At 50.3% G+C, this 17,461-nt stretch carries 16 protein-coding genes, 1 pseudogene and 1 riboswitch; of the genes and pseudogenes, 15 read left to right on the top strand and 2 right to left on the bottom strand.

Annotated elements, in window-relative coordinates; genetic code table 11:
* Positions 1-30 precede the first annotated feature (30 nt).
* Positions 31-1,152 carry an ABC transporter substrate-binding protein gene (locus DXA36_RS13135; protein WP_118679882.1) on the bottom strand — a complete coding sequence of 374 codons (1,122 nt, stop codon included), beginning with the start codon at positions 1,150-1,152 and terminating at the stop codon, positions 31-33.
* Positions 1,153-1,255: 103 nt separating this feature from the next.
* Positions 1,256-1,513: a TM1266 family iron-only hydrogenase system putative regulator gene (locus DXA36_RS13130; protein WP_118679880.1), complete on the bottom strand. Its 258-nt coding sequence runs from the start codon at positions 1,511-1,513 to the stop codon at positions 1,256-1,258.
* Between the two features lie 368 nt (positions 1,514-1,881).
* Here DXA36_RS13130 and tig point away from each other — a divergent pair, with 368 nt between their 5' ends.
* The 15 genes and pseudogenes from tig (at position 1,882) to DXA36_RS13055 (ending at position 17,281) form a co-directional block, all read left to right on the top strand.
* Complete coding sequence (tig, locus tag DXA36_RS13125) at positions 1,882-3,198, top strand: trigger factor (protein ID WP_118679878.1); 1,317 nt, start codon at positions 1,882-1,884, stop codon at positions 3,196-3,198.
* A gap of 152 nt (positions 3,199-3,350) precedes the next feature.
* Positions 3,351-3,956: pseudogene (gene clpP / locus DXA36_RS13120) on the top strand (ATP-dependent Clp endopeptidase proteolytic subunit ClpP); the annotation flags it as partial.
* 91 nt (positions 3,957-4,047) lie between these two features.
* The gene (clpX, locus tag DXA36_RS13115) at positions 4,048-5,322 is read left to right on the top strand and encodes an ATP-dependent Clp protease ATP-binding subunit ClpX (RefSeq protein WP_118679874.1); all 1,275 of its coding nucleotides are present in this window, start codon (positions 4,048-4,050) and stop codon (positions 5,320-5,322) included.
* Positions 5,323-5,451: 129 nt separating this feature from the next.
* A complete protein-coding gene (gene lon, locus DXA36_RS13110; RefSeq protein WP_118679872.1) occupies positions 5,452-7,902 on the top strand; it encodes an endopeptidase La in 2,451 nt (816 codons plus the stop codon).
* 39 nt (positions 7,903-7,941) lie between these two features.
* Positions 7,942-8,535: a ribosome biogenesis GTP-binding protein YihA/YsxC gene (gene yihA / locus DXA36_RS13105; protein WP_118679870.1), complete on the top strand. Its 594-nt coding sequence runs from the start codon at positions 7,942-7,944 to the stop codon at positions 8,533-8,535.
* An 18-nt stretch (positions 8,536-8,553) separates the two neighbouring features.
* Positions 8,554-9,708, top strand: a complete 1,155-nt coding sequence (gene ytvI / locus DXA36_RS13100) for a sporulation integral membrane protein YtvI (RefSeq protein WP_118679868.1) — start codon at positions 8,554-8,556, stop codon at positions 9,706-9,708.
* Positions 9,705-10,694, top strand: coding sequence for a D-isomer specific 2-hydroxyacid dehydrogenase family protein (locus DXA36_RS13095; RefSeq protein WP_118679866.1), 990 nt, complete (start codon positions 9,705-9,707; stop codon positions 10,692-10,694). Before ytvI ends, DXA36_RS13095 begins: the two co-directional genes overlap by 4 nt.
* Positions 10,695-11,462 carry a tRNA pseudouridine(38-40) synthase TruA gene (gene truA, locus DXA36_RS13090; protein ID WP_118679864.1) on the top strand — a complete coding sequence of 256 codons (768 nt, stop codon included), beginning with the start codon at positions 10,695-10,697 and terminating at the stop codon, positions 11,460-11,462. It begins immediately after the preceding gene.
* Between the two features lie 18 nt (positions 11,463-11,480).
* Positions 11,481-12,044 carry a VanZ family protein gene (locus DXA36_RS13085; RefSeq protein WP_118679862.1) on the top strand — a complete coding sequence of 188 codons (564 nt, stop codon included), beginning with the start codon at positions 11,481-11,483 and terminating at the stop codon, positions 12,042-12,044.
* 31 nt (positions 12,045-12,075) lie between these two features.
* Positions 12,076-12,720, top strand: coding sequence for an HdeD family acid-resistance protein (locus DXA36_RS13080; RefSeq protein WP_118679860.1), 645 nt, complete (start codon positions 12,076-12,078; stop codon positions 12,718-12,720).
* A 48-nt stretch (positions 12,721-12,768) separates the two neighbouring features.
* Positions 12,769-13,650, top strand: coding sequence for an aldose 1-epimerase family protein (locus tag DXA36_RS13075; RefSeq protein WP_118679967.1), 882 nt, complete (start codon positions 12,769-12,771; stop codon positions 13,648-13,650).
* A 63-nt stretch (positions 13,651-13,713) separates the two neighbouring features.
* Positions 13,714-15,099, top strand: coding sequence for an MATE family efflux transporter (locus DXA36_RS13070; RefSeq protein ID WP_118679858.1), 1,386 nt, complete (start codon positions 13,714-13,716; stop codon positions 15,097-15,099).
* Positions 15,100-15,138: 39 nt separating this feature from the next.
* Positions 15,139-15,861 (top strand): histidine phosphatase family protein, encoded by a 723-nt coding sequence (locus tag DXA36_RS13065; RefSeq protein ID WP_118679856.1) that lies wholly within the window; start codon positions 15,139-15,141, stop codon positions 15,859-15,861.
* Between the two features lie 128 nt (positions 15,862-15,989).
* Positions 15,990-16,103: riboswitch (THF riboswitch) on the top strand.
* A 73-nt stretch (positions 16,104-16,176) separates the two neighbouring features.
* Positions 16,177-16,905, top strand: coding sequence for a folate family ECF transporter S component (locus DXA36_RS13060; protein ID WP_118679854.1), 729 nt, complete (start codon positions 16,177-16,179; stop codon positions 16,903-16,905).
* Between the two features lie 157 nt (positions 16,906-17,062).
* Positions 17,063-17,281, top strand: a complete 219-nt coding sequence (locus DXA36_RS13055; RefSeq protein WP_118679852.1) for a cation transporter — start codon at positions 17,063-17,065, stop codon at positions 17,279-17,281.
* The last annotated feature ends 180 nt before the right edge of the window (positions 17,282-17,461 follow it).

The following is a 17,461-nucleotide window of genomic DNA, read 5'->3' as shown; positions in this document are numbered from 1 at the left end:
TATCAGTCCGTACTTGTCGGTACGGTTACGTCACCGCTGGTAATAGAAATCATCGGCAGGCAGGGCGCCGCCCACCGCTTTGGGATTCTGTTCGGACAAAACGTTCAGGTAACCGGAAAGCTTTTCTTTCATTTCGCTGCCTTCGATAAAGGTAATGTTACAATAGGGAAGTGCCTTTACAGCCACCGCAGCAGGGACAATATCATATTTCTCGATAAGGGCTGCCGCGTCTTCCGCATTGCCGTTCACATAATCCACAGATTCTTTGTAGGAAGCAAGGAAGGCGTTCACGGCCTCCGGGTTTTCGGCGGCAAAATCCGCGCGTACTGCCACAACACCGGTGATAAGGGCGCTGGGAGTTTCCGTATCCTTCTGCAGGGTATCCCACTCTTTTGTCAGGTCAAGAGCGATACGTATGTTATCATTTTTAGTCTGGGCGGTGGTAACGAAGGGCTGGGGCAGCATGGCGATCCCGCTTTCGTCGGCAGCGAGGGCGGCCACACATTCGGAATGCTCGGACTTCCATTCGATGGTCACATCCTTTTCCGGATCGATGCCGTTGGAAGAAAGGATGTAGTTCAGGGCATACTCGGGAATAGAGCCTTTTCCGCTGGCATAAATGGTTTTTCCTTTCAAATCGGCGACGGACTGGACGGTATCCCCGCTTTCTACTATATAAAGGACGCCCAGGGTATTCACAGCCAGCACCTGGATTTTGCCTTCTGTATTATTATACAGAACAGAGGCCAGATTGGCGGGAACCGCCGCGATATCCACCTCTCCCTGCACCAGTTTGGGAGTTACCTCGTCGGCGGAAGCAGCGATGGTGAATTCATAGGAATTGCCGTTGACCGCACCGGCTTCGGCGGTATCCATGAGCTTAACCATGCCCATGGCTGTAGGGCCTTTCAGGGCCATAACGCGTACGGCGGAAGCCTGCCCGGAATCGGAAGCAGTTTCCGGTACAGTGCTGCTTTCCTGTTCGGAGGATTCCGGTACCGCGGAGGCGGTTTCGGAAGCAGTTTCCGCAGCGGAGGAGGTCTCCGGTGCAGCGGCAGGGGTTTCGGTCTGGTTTGCATTAGTTCCGCCGCAGCCTGCCAGCAGGGAAACGGACAGAGTTAATGCAGCAAGAACGGATAACATTTTTTTCATACTTATTTTCTCCTTCTTTGTTTGTGATGTAATCTGTGCGGGCCGGTTTTCTTATCCGCGTGGGATCAGGAGTAACAGTTCCGGCAAGGCTTGACTGTTACGATCAGGAACCTGGCCTGACCTGCGCCTGCATGGCCTTGGAAGAAATGCCTTCGATACGTCCCAAACGGCCCGACAGGGCGCTGATGCGGCCCGGAGCGGCGCTAACAATGATGGATATGATATTCATGGATTTTTCCCGGCAGGGAACACCCATCCTGCCGATGATACAGTCACTGTATTCATGCAGCAGTTCATTTACCTTTGCAGCGGCGCTGCCGTCCGTGATAAAAATACCGATGATGGCCACTCTTTCTTCCATAATTATTTCCTCTCTGAAAAGCTTAAAAAAGCCTTCCCGGGCAGACTCCGGGAAGGCGTGATAGGTTCCGTTATGCCACCCTTTCTTTACTTCAGGAATCCTTTGGTTTCAGAAAAAAGTTATAGTAAGCTTGCAGGCTGTACAAAAGGGAATAAAAAATCCATCAGGAAATTTATTGCCGTTCATACAGGCTGTCATCAGTATAATACAAAAACCCAAAAAAAGCTAGTATTTTTCAATGCTTTATGCTATAATCGTAAAATGACTGTGAAGACCCGGAGGCAACGGAGATAGTGATAAGGAACGGGAAATGCAGTTCCTGAGTAATACGGAATCATGAAAGTGAAATACAAGGAGGAAGCAGTAAAATGAGTTTACAGGTGGAAAAACTGGAAAAAAACATGGCTAAGCTTACCATTGAAGTGCCGGCAGAAGAGCTGGAAGCGGCAATAGAGAAGGCTTATCAGAAAAATAAGGGAAAAATTCAGATTCCCGGTTTCCGTAAGGGTAAAGTGCCCCGCAAGATGATCGAGCAGATGTACGGCAAGGAATTCTTTTATGAAGATGCAGCAAACGAGCTGATTCCTGATGCATATGAGAAGGCTGTGGAGGAATGCACAGAGACGATTGTATCCTCCCCTAAAGTTGATGTTTCACAGATTGAGGCTGGAAAGCCCTTTATTTTTACAGCGGAAGTGGCTCTGAAGCCGGAAGTGGCCCTGGGCAAATATAAAGGGGTTGAGGTGGAGAAGATCGATACTGCGGTAACCGATGAGGAAGTGGAAGCCGATCTGAACCAGCAGAGAGAAAACAACTCCAGAATGGTGACTGTGGAAAGAGCAGTGGAAGACGGAGATGTTGCTGTTATTGATTTCGAAGGGTTTGTGGACGGCGTTGCTTTTGAAGGCGGCAAGGGCGAGAATTATTCCCTGGCTATCGGCTCCCATTCCTTCATTGATAATTTCGAAGATCAGCTTATCGGCAGGAACGCCGGCGAGGATGTGGAGGTTAACGTAACCTTCCCCGCAGAGTACCAGGCCAGCGAACTTGCAGGAAAGCCTGCTTTATTTAAAGTAAGCATCAAGGAAGTTAAGGAAAAACAGCTTCCCGAGCTGGATGATGAATTCGCTTCCGAGGTTTCCGATTTTGAAACCATGGCTGAGTACAAAGAGGACATCAGCAGGAAGCTGGCAGAGAAGAAGGAACAGGATGCCAAGAATGCGAAGGAAGATGCGGTAATCGAAGCGATTATTGAAGATTCGCAGATGGAAATCCCGGATGCCATGGTTGCCACACAGCAGAGACAGATGGTGGATGATTTTGCACAGAGACTGCAGATGCAGGGCATGAACATGGATATGTACTGCCAGTATACCGGACAGACTCCCGCTGCTATGATGGAATCCGTTAAGCCGCAGGCGCTGAAGAGAATCCAGTCCAGACTGGTTCTGGAAGCAGTTGCCGCCGCTGAGAAGATCGAAGCTTCCGAAGAGGATTTTGAAAAGGAAATCCAGAAAATGGCAGAATCCTATAAGATGGAAGCCGATAAGGTGAAGGAAATCATGGGAGAAGCAGGCAGGAAGCAGATCATGGAAGATCTGGCTGTTTCCAAGGCTGCTGATTTTGTAAGGGAAAATGCAAAGGAAAAGAAAGCCAAGGCTAAAAAAACCAAAGGTGAGGAATAATCAGAACAGGTTATAAAACTTTTCTTAATTAAATGTATGCCTTATTGCAAAAGAAACGTATGTGCGATAATATAGAGTGTGTTTGGGAAACCCTTACACTATAGAGCGTAAATTCCTGCACAGAAACTTTAAGAAGCGAAACGGAGGCAGATTATATGAGTTTAGTACCTTATGTCATTGAACAGAACAGTCATGGGGAACGTTCCTATGACATCTATTCAAGACTTTTAAAAGACAGGATTATTTTCCTGGGTGAAGAAGTGAACGATGTTACGGCCAGCCTGGTAGTGGCCCAGCTTCTGTTTCTGGAAGCGGAGGATACGGAGAAGGATATCCATCTTTACATCAACAGCCCCGGCGGTTCCGTTACGGCAGGTATGGCTATTTATGATACCATGCAGTTTGTAAAATGTGATGTCTCCACTATCTGTATCGGCATGGCCGCAAGTATGGGAGCCTTCCTTCTGGCAGGCGGCGCAAAAGGAAAGAGGATGGCTCTTCCCAATGCGGAAATCATGATTCACCAGCCCTCCGGCGGTACGCAGGGACAGGCAACGGAGATAGAAATCACCGCGAAGCATATCCTGCAGACCAAGGAAAAACTTGCAAGAATTCTTGCACAAAACACCGGTCAGGACTTTGAAGTCGTTATGGCAGATACCGAAAGGGATAACTGGAAAACGGCGGAAGAGGCGAAGGCTTACGGCCTTATTGACAGTGTCATCATATCAAGAGCAGATGCCCAGAAACAGGCATAATACTTTTCCGGGTATACCGTCTGAAAGGATGGTATATCCGGTATGCTTTGACCCCGAATTATTTTATGAGATGGAAAATTGAGGTATAAAAATGGCAGGTAGAAATTCAGACGACCAGATAAGATGTTCTTTTTGCAATAAGACGCAGGATCAGGTCCGTAAGCTGATTGCCGGACCGAACGGCGTCTATATCTGTGATGAGTGCGTGGATATCTGTGCGGATATCATTGAGGAAGAGTACGAGGATGAAGCACCGGAAGAGGCGATGGACATCAATCTTCTGAAGCCTGTGGAGATAAAGGAATTCCTTGATGACTATGTAATCGGCCAGAATGAGGCGAAGAAGGTTCTGTCAGTTGCGGTATATAATCATTATAAACGCGTGACTGCTGAGAAGGATGAAGATGATGTTGAGCTTCAGAAGAGCAATATCATTATGATTGGACCCACGGGCTCCGGTAAAACCTATCTGGCGCAGACACTTGCCAAGATTATAAACGTACCGTTTGCGATTGCGGATGCTACGACTCTTACAGAGGCCGGCTATGTGGGGGAGGATGTGGAAAATATTCTCCTGAAGCTGATACAGGCGGCAGATTATGATGTGGAAAGAGCACAGTACGGAATCATATATATTGATGAAATAGATAAAATTACGAAAAAGAGCGAAAATGTATCTATAACCAGAGATGTATCCGGTGAGGGTGTACAGCAGGCGCTCCTTAAGATTATAGAAGGAACGGTTGCCAGCGTTCCGCCGCAGGGCGGAAGAAAGCATCCCCATCAGGAGCTTATACAGATCGATACTTCCAATATACTCTTTATATGCGGAGGCGCTTTTGACGGCCTGGATAAAATTGTGGAGACACGCCTGGACAGAAAGTCAATTGGTTTTAATGCGGAAATAGCGGATAAAAGCACCAGGGAGATGGGTGAACTTCTTGCAGAGGTGAATCCCACCGACCTTGTAAAGTATGGCCTTATTCCGGAATTCGTTGGCCGTGTGCCTGTGAATGTTTCCCTTCAGGGACTGGACAAAGAGGCGATGATGCGCATTCTTACAGAGCCGAAAAATGCTCTTGTAAAGCAGTATCAGAAGCTGTTTTCCTTTGACCATGTGAAACTTAACTTTGAGCCGGATGCTGTGGAAGCTATTGCCATTAAGGCGATGGAAAGAAAGACCGGCGCGAGAGGACTTCGCTCCATCCTGGAGAACGTGATGATGGATGTGATGTACCGCATCCCTTCCGACGACACAATTGAACAGTGCATTATCACAAAAGAGGCCGTGGACGGAGAGAGTAAGCCTTTGGTTGTTCATCAGGAAGCCGGGGGCCGACTGGAAGATTATAGAGAAGCAAAGTAGTTGGTAAAGATAACGCCGCCCTTTTTAAGGGCGGCGTTTATGGTAACTCGTAAAAGAGGCGGAAGCTTCGGGATACCGGGATAAGGGGATGGTTTTCCGGGCAGGGCCTCAGACAATAGGGAATAATCAATGGAAGAAAATACAAAAGCTGAAAACATGAGTTTAGATAATATAATCACAGATATTATCTCTGCGGGAGAACAGGAAGACGCTTCCGCAAGAGTTCTTCAGGTGCCCGCGGTGGCGTTGCGCGGGATGACGGTCCTGCCCGGCCTTGTTATTCATTTTGATTTGAGCCGTGCAAAATCCATATTGGCTGTGGAGCAGGCAATGATGAGCGACCAGAGGATTTTCCTGGTGGCACAGAAGGAGATTGAGGATGACAATCCGGATTATGAGGAAGTATACCATATGGGATGTCTGGCACAGATTAAGCAGGTGACCAGACTTCCGGAAAATGTGGTCCGTGTCCTTGTGGAAGGAATCGACAGGGCAAGGTTAATCGGCTTTTCCGGAAAAGAGGAGCGCTATCTGATAGGGGAAATCGAAATTGTAAAAGCGCCCCTGCACCTGAATGAAGAAGGGCACATCCAGTTCCGGGAGGGTGCGGAAGTGGAGGAAGAAGCCATGATCCGCAACCTGAGGGAGCTTTTTATGGAATTCTGCTCCTTTTTCCCCAGAATTGGGAAAACTATGCTGAAGCATTTTGAAGGGACCTTCAGCCTGGGTATACTAATGGATGAACTGATTGAAAGCATGCCGGTTACCTTCGATAAGAAGCAGGAGGTGCTGGAGGCGGTCGATCTGGATACCCGTTACCAGGTACTGGCAAGAATCCTTTATGAAGAAATCGAGGTTGCCAAAATCCGTACGGAGCTTACGGAGCAGGTAAAGGCGCGGATGGAGAAAAACCAGAAGGAATATATGCTCCGGGAACAGATGAATTATATCCGTGAGGAGCTGGGCGAGGACAATGTGATGTCGGATGCCGAACAGTTCCAGCAGGAGCTGAATAAGCTGAAGGCGGGCAAGGAAGTAAAGGAAAAGATTCAGAAGGAAATCAACCGTTTTAAGAGCCTGGGACAGGGCAGCGCCGAGTCCTCCGTGGAAAGAGGGTATCTGGAAACGCTGCTGGATCTGCCCTGGGACAAAATGTCCAAGGATAACACGGATATAAAAAGGGCGGAGAACATCCTGGAGAGGGATCATTACGGCCTGGAACAGGTGAAGGAACGGATCCTGGAATTCCTGGCGGTACGGAGTCTGACAAAGCAGGGAGACAGCCCGATTATCTGCCTGGTGGGACCGCCCGGAACCGGTAAGACATCCATCGCAAGAAGCGTGGCGGAATCCCTGAATAAAAAGTATGTGCGCATCTGCCTGGGAGGGGTACGGGACGAAGCGGAAATCCGCGGACACCGCCGCACCTATGTGGGAGCTATGCCCGGACGCATTGTAACCGGGCTGAAGCAGGCCGGTGTAAAGAATCCGCTGATGCTGCTGGATGAAATAGATAAGGTGAGCAGCGATTATAAGGGGGATACCTCGTCGGCCCTGCTGGAGGTTCTGGACAGTGAACAGAATAATCATTTCCGGGATCATTATGTGGAAATCCCGGTGGATTTATCGGAGGTGCTGTTTATAGCCACCGCCAATTCCACGGCGGAGATTCCCAGGCCGCTGCTGGATCGTATGGAAACAATCGAAGTGACCAGCTATACGGCCAATGAGAAGTTCCATATAGCAAAAGAGCATCTGATAAGCAAGCAGCTGAAAAAGAACGGCCTGGATGAGAAGAAATTAACCATCAGTGACGGTGCCCTGAAGGAAATCATTCTTTCCTATACCAGTGAAGCGGGCGTGCGTGAGCTGGAGCGGAAGATCGGTGAGATATGCAGAAAAGCGGCAAGACAGCTGCTGGAACAGAAGAAAGCGAATGTCCATGTGACCGGAAGGAACCTGGAGCTGTATCTGGGCAAACGTAAAATTGCCAGGGATAAGGTGAATGACAAGGATGATGTGGGGATTGTGCGCGGACTGGCATGGACCAGCGTGGGCGGTGTCACTATGCAGGTAGAGGTGAATATGATGCCCGGGAAGGGCGAAATCCGGCTCACCGGCCAGCTGGGCGATGTGATGAAGGAATCCGCCATGACCGGCGTGAGCTATATCCGTTCCGTAAGCGGGCAGTACCGGCTGCCGGAGAATACGTTTACCGAATACGATTTCCATATCCATATACCGGAAGGGGCGGTGCCCAAGGATGGCCCTTCCGCCGGAATCACCATGGCGACGGCGATCCTGTCGGCGATTACCAAGGTTCCGGTAAAAGCGGATGTGGCTATGACCGGTGAAATCACCTTACGGGGCCGTGTGCTTGCCATCGGCGGTCTGAAGGAAAAGCTGCTTGCGGCCAAAACAGCGGGAATGAAAACTGTTCTGATCCCTAAGGAAAACGAAAAGGATGTGGAAGAAATCTCCCGGGAAATCAAAAACGGACTGGATATTATCCTGGTAGAGGGCATGGAAGAGGTGATCGGGCACGCTTTTGCCGGAGAGCCGGATACCTCCGGGGAATAAACGGGCAACGGCAAGGGGAAGTCACAGGAAGGGAACACAATGATTATAAAAAACGTAAATCTGGAAACCGTATGCGGCATAACCAGCAATATGCCTGACAACAGCCTCCCGGAAATTGCATTTGCGGGAAAGAGCAATGTGGGCAAATCCTCCCTCATTAACGGCATTATGAACAGGAAGTCCCTTGCCAGGACTTCCTCCCAGCCGGGGAAAACCCAGACAATTAATTTTTATAATGTAAATGAGGCGTTTTATCTGGTGGATCTGCCCGGATACGGATATGCGAAGGCGAATGAATCCGTAAAGGCGCAGTGGGGAAAAATGATTGAACGGTATCTTCGCAGCTCCAGGCAGCTCAGGGCAGTTTTTCTCCTGATAGATATCCGGCATGAGCCGTCTGCCAATGACAGGCAGATGTATCAGTGGATTTGCCATCAGGGCTACCATCCCATTATTATTGCCACGAAAATGGATAAACTGAACAGAAGCCAGATCCCGAAGGCGGTCAAAACGGTGCGGGAGGGACTGGAGACGGAAAAAGATACGGTGATTATCCCTTTCTCTGCACAGACCAAACAGGGACGGGAAGAAATCTATGATGTGATTGACAGCCTGCTCGCCGGAGAAGAATAAGAAGGGTGGTGTTTGGTTATGCAGCAATCCGGTTCGACGAAGTATATAAAAGCAGTTTTGAATCTGTTGACGGCAGTGGTCCTGCTGCTGCTTCTTATTTTTGTGCTGCCCAAGCTGCTGGGGTTTTTCATGCCCTTTGTGGTGGGCTGGATTATTGCCATGATAGCCAATCCTCTGGTCCGCTTTTTTGAGCAGAAGATAAAAATCCGCAGGAAGGCCGGTTCGGCTATCGTCATTATAGCGGTGCTGGCTCTTGTTGTCGGCCTGGGATACCTTGTCATTGCCAAGCTTGTTTCGGAGGGCGCCGGTTTTATCTCCGATCTGCCTAATATCTGGAAGGGGCTGGAAAGCGACCTGAAGCAGGTGGGGACAAACCTGACCGATTTTTATGCACGCTTTCCCCTGGAAATACGGGAAAATGTATCCGTTATATCCGAGAAGCTTGTGCAGTATATCGGTGATGCCATCAATGGGCTGAGCGCCCCTACGGTTACGGCTGTTGGAAATTTCGCCAAAAATATCCCGTCCATACTTATCGGCACCATCATGTGCCTGTTATCTTCCTATTTCTTTGTGGCGGAAAAGGAGAACGTGGGAAAGTTCCTCAAAAAATACCTTCCCCAGGGCTTCCGGGAGAAATGGAAGGTGCTTTCCTCCAGCCTTGCGGGTGCGGTGGGCGGTTATTTCAAAGCCCAGTGCAAAATAGAAATCTGGATATATCTGATTCTGATGGCCGGCCTGTGGATCCTGAAGGTGGATTATGCGCTGCTGATCGCGCTGCTCATCGCTGTTCTGGATTTCCTTCCTATTTTCGGCACAGGGGCGGTTTTATGGCCCTGGGCTGTGATAGAGCTTTTGGCAGGAGATTACCGGATGGCCCTGAGCCTGATGATCATCTGGGGAGTGGCCCAGTTGATCCGGCAGATCATCCAGCCTAAAATTGTGGGGGATTCCATCGGGATGCCTCCTATTCCCACATTGTTCCTCTTATTCATCGGGTATAAGATTGGAAGCGTGGTGGGCATCATTCTGGCGGTGCCTATCGGGATTGTGGTGGTGAAAATGTACGAAGCGGGGCTTTTTGATACCACCAGAAACAGCATACGGATCCTGATAACGGGTTTTAACCGGTTCCGCAAGCTGAACAAGGAAGATTTGGAGGATCAGAAATGAAAAAAATAGCTGTTTTTAATCTGCGGGATTTTGATGAAGCCGAATGGTTTGATCAATACAGCCGGGAGCTGGGGCTTTCTTTGTCCACCTGTCCCGACGCGCCGGATTTGGATAACATCGCCCGGGTGACGGCAGGCTGTGAATGCGTGGATATCATTACCTCCCGGATTACCAGGGAGCTGATGGAGGCGTTTGCCAAAAGCGGCATCCGGTATCTGACAACGCGGACCATCGGTTATGATCATATCGATCTGGATGCGGCGAAGGAATTCGGTATCCATGTGGGAAACGCGCCTTATGGGCCGGACGGGGTGGCAGATTATACGGTGATGCTGATCTTAATGAGCCTCCGTAAAATGAAGCGTATTCTGGAAAGAACGGCCATACAGGACTACACCCTTCAGGGGCTTCAGGGAAGGGAACTGAAATGTATGACGGTAGGGGTTATCGGAACCGGCCGCATCGGACAGACCGTCATCCGCAGCCTGAGCGGTTTTGGCTGCCGGATTCTGGCTTATGATTTATATGAGAAGGAAGAAGTGAAGGAATATGCTTCCTATGTGTCCCTGGAACAGATGTGGAAGGAAGCGGATATCATCACCCTGCACACCCCTCTGACAGCCGGAAACCGCCATCTGATCAACAAAGAAACCCTTTCCGCCATGAAGGACGGCGTGGTCCTTGTGAATACCGCAAGAGGCGGCCTGATTGATTCGGAGGCGCTGATTTCGGGGATAGAAAGCGGCAAAGTGGGAGCGGCGGCGCTGGATGTGGTGGAAAAAGAATTCGGCCTGTATTATTATGACCGGAAATCGGATGTGCTGGATAACAGGGAGCTGGCTGTTTTACGGGGATTCCCGAATGTGACGGTATCCCATCATATGGCTTTTTATACGGATAATTATACCAGGACAGTGGTGCGGGATTCCCTGCACAGCTGCAAGCTGTTTATGGAAGGGAAAGAGAATCCCTGGGAGGTCTGCTGATTGCGTAATTTTAAAATAGTACTTCAATATGAAGGAACCAGATACAAAGGCTGGCAGAAGCAAGGTAAGGCAGATGCGGATCCGCTGTCCGGTGCTGCGGCCGAGAATACCATACAGGGAAAGCTGGAGCGCCTGCTTACCCGGATTGCCGGAAAACCTGTGGAAGTCCAGGGATCCGGCAGGACGGACGCCGGCGTCCATGCGTATGGACAGGCAGCCAATTTCCATATGGATACGGAGGAAACGCCGCAGGCGCTGATGGATCAAATAAACAGCTATCTTCCGGAGGATATCGGGGTGATTGCTATAGAAGAGGTGCCGGAACGGTTTCACAGCCGGCTCCATGCAAAAGGCAAAACCTACCGGTACAGGGTGTTAAACAGCGCGGTGCCACATATATTTGATAGAAGGTATGTCTTTCAGACGGCGGAAAAGCTGGATGTGGAGGCCATGCGCAAGGCGGCGGCCCTTCTGACGGGAACGCATGATTTCAAAGCGTTTACCTCATCCAAAAAAGGAAAAAAATCCACCGTGCGCACGATAGAGTCCATACAGATTGACCGCGTTTCGGAGGAAATCATTTTCCTCTTCACCGGTGACGGTTTTCTGTACCACATGGTGCGTATCCTTATGGGTACGCTGCTGGAGGTGGGGGCAGGAAACAGAAAGCCGGAAGAAGTCACCGCAATCCTGGAAAGCGGTTCCAGGGAATGTGCCGGGCCGCTGGTGCCCGCCTGCGGGCTGGCCCTGATGGAAGTGCGTTATTAACGGCAGAAAGGAAGCAATGTGCAGGAACCGGAATACATTACCATGCAGATAAAGGATCCGGAACAGCAAAAGAAAATCCGCAGGGCCGTGTTCTTGGTTTACCTTGCTATTACCATTAAGCTTATCATTTTCAAGTATCCCTGGGAGCATTTGAGGGAAATTATGGACACCTGGGAAAAGGGGGTGATTCTGGAGGGTCTGGAGACCGCCAATTTTACCCTTTTCAAGACGGTGCGTATGTATATCCGTTACTACGACAGGCTGAACAGCTTTGAAAACCTGTTTGGGAATGTGGGGATCTTCGTACCCTTCGGGATCCTGCTTCCGTGGTCAGATCCGATGTACCGTTCCTGGTGGAGGGTACTCTGCAATGCTTTTTTATTTGTGACAGGAATAGAAGTATTTCAGCTTTTTTCCGCCTTCGGCGCTTTCGATGTGGATGATATCCTGCTGAACTGCTTCGGAGCCATGCTGGGTTATCTGACGTTTTGGGTGCTGGAACGCAGACGGGCCGCGGCAAGGACACGTCCCGGACAGAGGAAAAGGGAGGAATCCCTTGACAGAGGCAGGGGCGGAGAGTAAGTTAAAAGTAATCGGAAGGGGGTCGTGTGTTATGAAAGATTTTGTACAGAAACGGAAGCTTTCTTTTATGGGACATAAGGATGGCCTGCAGAGCATGGCATCCGTTGTTTTTACCGCACTTTTCTGTATCCTGTGCGGTATCGTACTGTTTGTCTGGCCGGATATGTCGGCCCGTATTGTGTGTATGGTGCTGGGGGCGATCCTGGTGCTGATGGGGGTCATTTATCTGGTCAGCTTTTTTTCAACGCCTCCGGGTACCTTTATGAAGCAGATCCATCTGGCTCTTACCATTGTGTTTGTGGTTATCGGTGTCTGGATTTTACTGAAGCCGGATTTTGTTATCAGCCTGATTCCGGTGATTATGGGGATCATCCTCATCCTTCACGGGCTTTATGATCTGCAGCAGGCGGTATATCTGGGACGGGCGAAATACAGCTTCTGGTGGCTTGCGCTTGTGTTTGCCGGACTGACAATCGCGCTTGGAGGTGTTCTTTTATGGAATCCTTTTGAAGCAATGAGTGTGGCTATTAAGGTGATCGGCATTTTCCTTGTATTTGACGGCCTGTCCGATCTGTGGATTTTTTCCATGGCGCGCAGGATCACCAGACAGATACGGGAGGCAGTGGCGGAGAGCATGGAGGAAAGTCTGCGGAGCGAAGAGGATATCATCGACTGATACGGCATGAGCAGTCGCTGCCTGCGGGAAGGAAAAGGGAGAATCGATATGGAGGATTATGAACTGCGGAATGAGGACATAGCTGTCCGCATAGCCTCTCTGGGGGCGGAATTGAAGTCGCTGAAGGATATACGCAGCGGCAGGGAATATATGTGGGACGGAGATCCGGCCTATTGGAAACGGGTTTCTCCGGTGCTTTTTCCGCTGGTGGGCAATTACAGGAATAAGCAGGCGGTCTATGAAGGGAAGGCGTATCCGCTGTCCCAGCATGGGTTTGCCAGGGACAGGGAATTTACGTTGGTATCGGAAACGCCGGAAGAGATCTGGCTGGCCCTGGACGCCGATGACAGGACAAAGGAATGCTATCCCTTTGCTTTCCGGCTTGAGCTGGGATACCGATTATCGGGCAGAGCGGTGGAAGTGCTCTGGAGGGTAATCAATACGGGAAACGAAACCATGTATTTTTCCATAGGGGGACATCCGGCTTTTGCCTGTCCTCTGAATGAGGAAGGAAATAAAGAGGGCTACAGCTTCTGGTTTGATTCCGGGGAACCGTTGGAAACCAGGATTATCGGGCCGGACGGGCTGGCGACGGACGATCACGAGGCTTATTTCCTGGAGGAGGGCAGGCTTCCGATAACGGAATCCCTTTTTGACCAGGATGCCCTTGTGGTGGAGGGCGGACAGGCCCATGAAGTAAAGCTTCTGGATCCGGCGGGAACCGCCTTTGTGACAGTGCAGTTTGACGCGCCGCTCTTCGGACTCTGGTCCCCTCCGGGGAAAAACGCCCCCTTTATCTGCATCGAGCCATGGTACGGCAGATGTGATCATAAGGATTTCCGGGGAACGCTTGCGGAACGGGAATGGGGCAATGCATTGGAGGAAGGCGGCGTATTTAGCGCGTCCTACCGTATTATTACGGAAGCATAAAGATACAAAACGGCAGCCCCGTATTATGCGGGGCTGTAATACTGATAACAGGGGATATGGATAGTGAGCATAAGAAAAAAATTTATCGGAACCAGAGATTTTTATAAGTTGGTGCTGTCGGTGGCAGTGCCTATCATGATACAGAACGGCATTACAAACTTTGTAGGCCTTCTGGATAATATCATGGTGGGGCAGGTGGGCACGGAGCAGATGTCCGGCGTGGCGGTGGCAAACCAGCTGCTGTTTGTCTTTAACATATGTATATTCGGGGCTATTTCAGGAGCCGGCATATTCGGCGCCCAGTTTTATGGCTGCGGGAACCATGAGGGGGTTCGCAATGCCTTCCGTTTCAAGCTGTGGTGCTGCGCCGGGCTGGTGGTGCTGGGGATAGCCGTGTTTATCGGGGGAGGAGAGAGCCTGATTTCCCTTTATCTCCATGAAAGCTCGGAAGCGGGAGATGTGGCAAGGACCCTGTCCTTTGGCTACCGCTATCTTCTGTGGATGCTGCTGGGGCTGTTACCCTATGCGCTGGCCCAGACCTATGCAAGTACGCTGCGGGAGGCCGGGGAAACCCTGCTCCCCATGAAAGCCGGGATCGCGGCGGTGCTGGTGAACCTTGTGCTGAATTATATCCTGATTTACGGGAAGCTGGGGGCACCTGCCCTTGGTGTGGTGGGAGCGGCTATTGCAACGGTTATTTCCCGGTATGTGGAATGTCTGATTGTGGTAATCTGGACCCACCGGCACAGGGAAAAGGCGCCTTATATGGAAGGGGTATACCGTACCCTCAAAATCCCGTCCCATCTCGTGGGCCAGATCGTCATTAAGGGGCTGCCCCTGATGCTGAACGAAACGCTGTGGTCGGCAGGGATGGCGATTATGATGCAGTGTTATTCCATGCGCGGGCTTGCCGTGATTGCCGGACTGAATATTTCTTCCACCATTTCCAACCTTTTTAATGTGGTGTTCCTTGCGTTGGGCAATTCCGTCGCCATTATTATCGGGCAGCTTCTGGGAGCCGGTAAGATGGAAGAAGCAAAGGATACGGATACCAAACTGATTTTCTTTTCCGTGGTGAGCTGTCTGGGGATCGGGGCGGTTATGGCCGTCATCGCACCCCTCTTTCCCCGGATGTATAATACTACAGAGGAGGTCCGGCGTCTGGCGGAGCAGTTTATTTGGATATCCGCCCTCGTGATGCCCATCCAGGCCTTCATGCATGCCTGTTATTTCACACTGCGTTCCGGAGGTAAGACCTTTGTTACCTTCCTTTTCGACAGCGCATTTATGTGGGTGGTGAGCATTCCCCTCGCCTTCCTTTTGAGCCGTTTTTCAGGCTTACCTATCGTACCGCTGTATCTTTTCTGCCAGATGGCGGATATCATTAAATGTGTGATTGGGTTTATCCTTGTGAAAAAAGGAGTTTGGCTGCAGAATTTTGTGGAGTGACGGAAAGTGATAACGGTTCAGACGAGAGAGGTAAATAAAATGAGAATTATTTTTATAAGGCACGGGGATCCGGATTATGCCAATGATACGTTGACGCAAAAAGGCTGGAGAGAAGCAGCCCTTCTGGCGGAACGGGTGAGCGGATGGGAGGTGACGGACTTTTATGTATCTCCTTTGGGAAGGGCACAGGATACGGCCTCTCTGAGCCTTGCAAAGATGGGACGCAAGGCGGAGACTAGGGAATGGCTCCGGGAATTTCACGGGCCGATAACCGATCCTGCCCGGGGGGAGAATGTGATTCCCTGGGATTTCTACCCGGCGTATTGGACGAACATTCCGGCTATGTATGATAAGGATGGTTTCGGGGATACGGACGTGATGAAAAGCGGTCATGTAAAGGAGGAGTATCAGCGGATCAGCGGTTGTCTGGACGCGCTTCTGGAACGGTACGGATATGTGCGGGAAGGCGGCCTTTACCGGACGGACAGGACGGAGGCGGGGGATCGGAATGCCACGGTGGTTCTGTTTTGCCATATGGGGGTAACCTTGTTTTTATGCAGCCATCTGCTGGGGATTTCACCGGTGGTGCTCACCAGCGGCTTTTTTCTGGCGCCCACATCGGTAACGGTGCTGGCTTCGGAGGAGAGAACGCCGGGAACCGCTTATTTCCGGTGTCAGATGGCCGGGGATACGGGGCATTTGCGGGACGGGGGAGAACCGGTTTCTTATATGGGGTATTTTACGGAGCCTTTCCAGGGGTAGTTATCGTTTTGTATTTCCGTTTCACCTCCCGGTTTTTCTCTGGGGCGGAGGGCACAAAGGCTGTCTGAGCGGTTACGAGTTTTCTCCTTTTGTGTGATGATTATAAGGATACTAAAATACAAGTTATGGGCAGAGTAGAAATTTGTACGTGGATCAGGGATCCGGGTGCCTTCTGAACGGGGAGTTGTCAGAGGGACGAAAAGCCTTTCCGGCTTACGCTGCATAGTTCGCATCCCGCTGCCGCATAAGAAGAAGCGGCGGAATATTCCTGCCTCTTGTTATGTGGCCAGTCTGCATGACAGGAGGTGTTTTTTTATGAATGGAGTATCTTTTTCGGTACGCCGCATCACCATTTCTGCGGTATTGTTAAGTATTTCTCTTGTTTTGAAAACAACGCTGACCTTTGATTTTCCCTTATTCGGACAAAATGGGCTGCGTATCGGAATCTCCGGTATTTTCTCCATCCTTCCGGCTTTTCTTTTCGGGCCTGTGTACGGAGCGGCGGTTTCCGGCCTTTCCGATTTCCTTGGCTATCTTATCAAGCCTGTAGGGGCATATCTTCCCCTGCTGACTGTGACTGCGGCGGCAGGGGGCTTTCTCAGGGGGCTTCTGTGGCGATGGCTGCAAACGAAGGATAGCGGGCGGATGCGGCTTCTTATCGCCGCCGGTTCTGCGGTTTTGCTGGTGCTGGGTGTGAGCAGCGGCCTGGCGTCAGGGGAGGGGATGGAGCCGGCGGCAGCAGGGGTGACAGGAAGTGCCATCCTGGGAATCCTTTTGCTCGCGGGTGATTTAATCCTGTCCGGAAAACTCCGTTCCGGCAAAGGGCAGAGGAAAATCCCCCAGCTGCTCGTGGTTATGGTGGTTTCCGGCCTTGCGGTTACTACGGTTAACACGGTTATTCTGCGGGAAACCATAGGGGCGGCCTGGAAAACAATTCCTTTCCTCCTCCTCTGGATGCCCCGGGCGGCGGAGGAATTGCTGAGTAATATAGTGCTGACCTATTTTATTGCCGTGCTTTTGTCACAGTGCGGCCGTGAATTGTAATCTTGTAACAGTTCAGACTTGTCTGAACTGTTATAATCTTCTGTCATTTTACTGAAAATTTTTGAAAAACAGTTGACAAGAAAAGTGTCTTTGTATAATATAATCATATGAACAATTAATCATATGTTAAAGTGATTTCTATACAGGAGGCTATTATATGAAGAAAAAATTCAATCTCACCGACTTAGACTGTGCAAACTGCGCTGCCAAAATGGAAGAGGCCATTAAGAAGATAGATGGCGTAAATGATGCCAATGTCAGCTTTATGGCGCAGAAGCTTACCATTGATGCCCAGGAGAGCCGTTTTGACAGCATCATGAAGGAAGTGGCGGCGGTATGCCGCAAAGTGGAGCCTGATTGTGTGATTGAAATGTAACAGCCGGGTAGCCGTTCGGATGCCCTTTGAATCCTGCGGCATCTGAGCGGTTACACAGCCAGCCATTTTTTACCAGCCATTTTATGGTAAACTTGTACTTGCAATGTATAACCGTATTGTGTACAATAAAATATGTGTGCCGGAGCGCACACTTGCAGTTTGGAAAAGGCACAGGCAGGG

This window comes from Eisenbergiella sp. OF01-20, from assembly GCF_003478085.1.
Taxonomy (GTDB): Bacteria; Bacillota; Clostridia; order Lachnospirales; family Lachnospiraceae; genus Eisenbergiella.
Note: the sequence above shows the minus strand (reverse complement) of the source record. Positions and strands in the feature narration are given on the sequence as shown.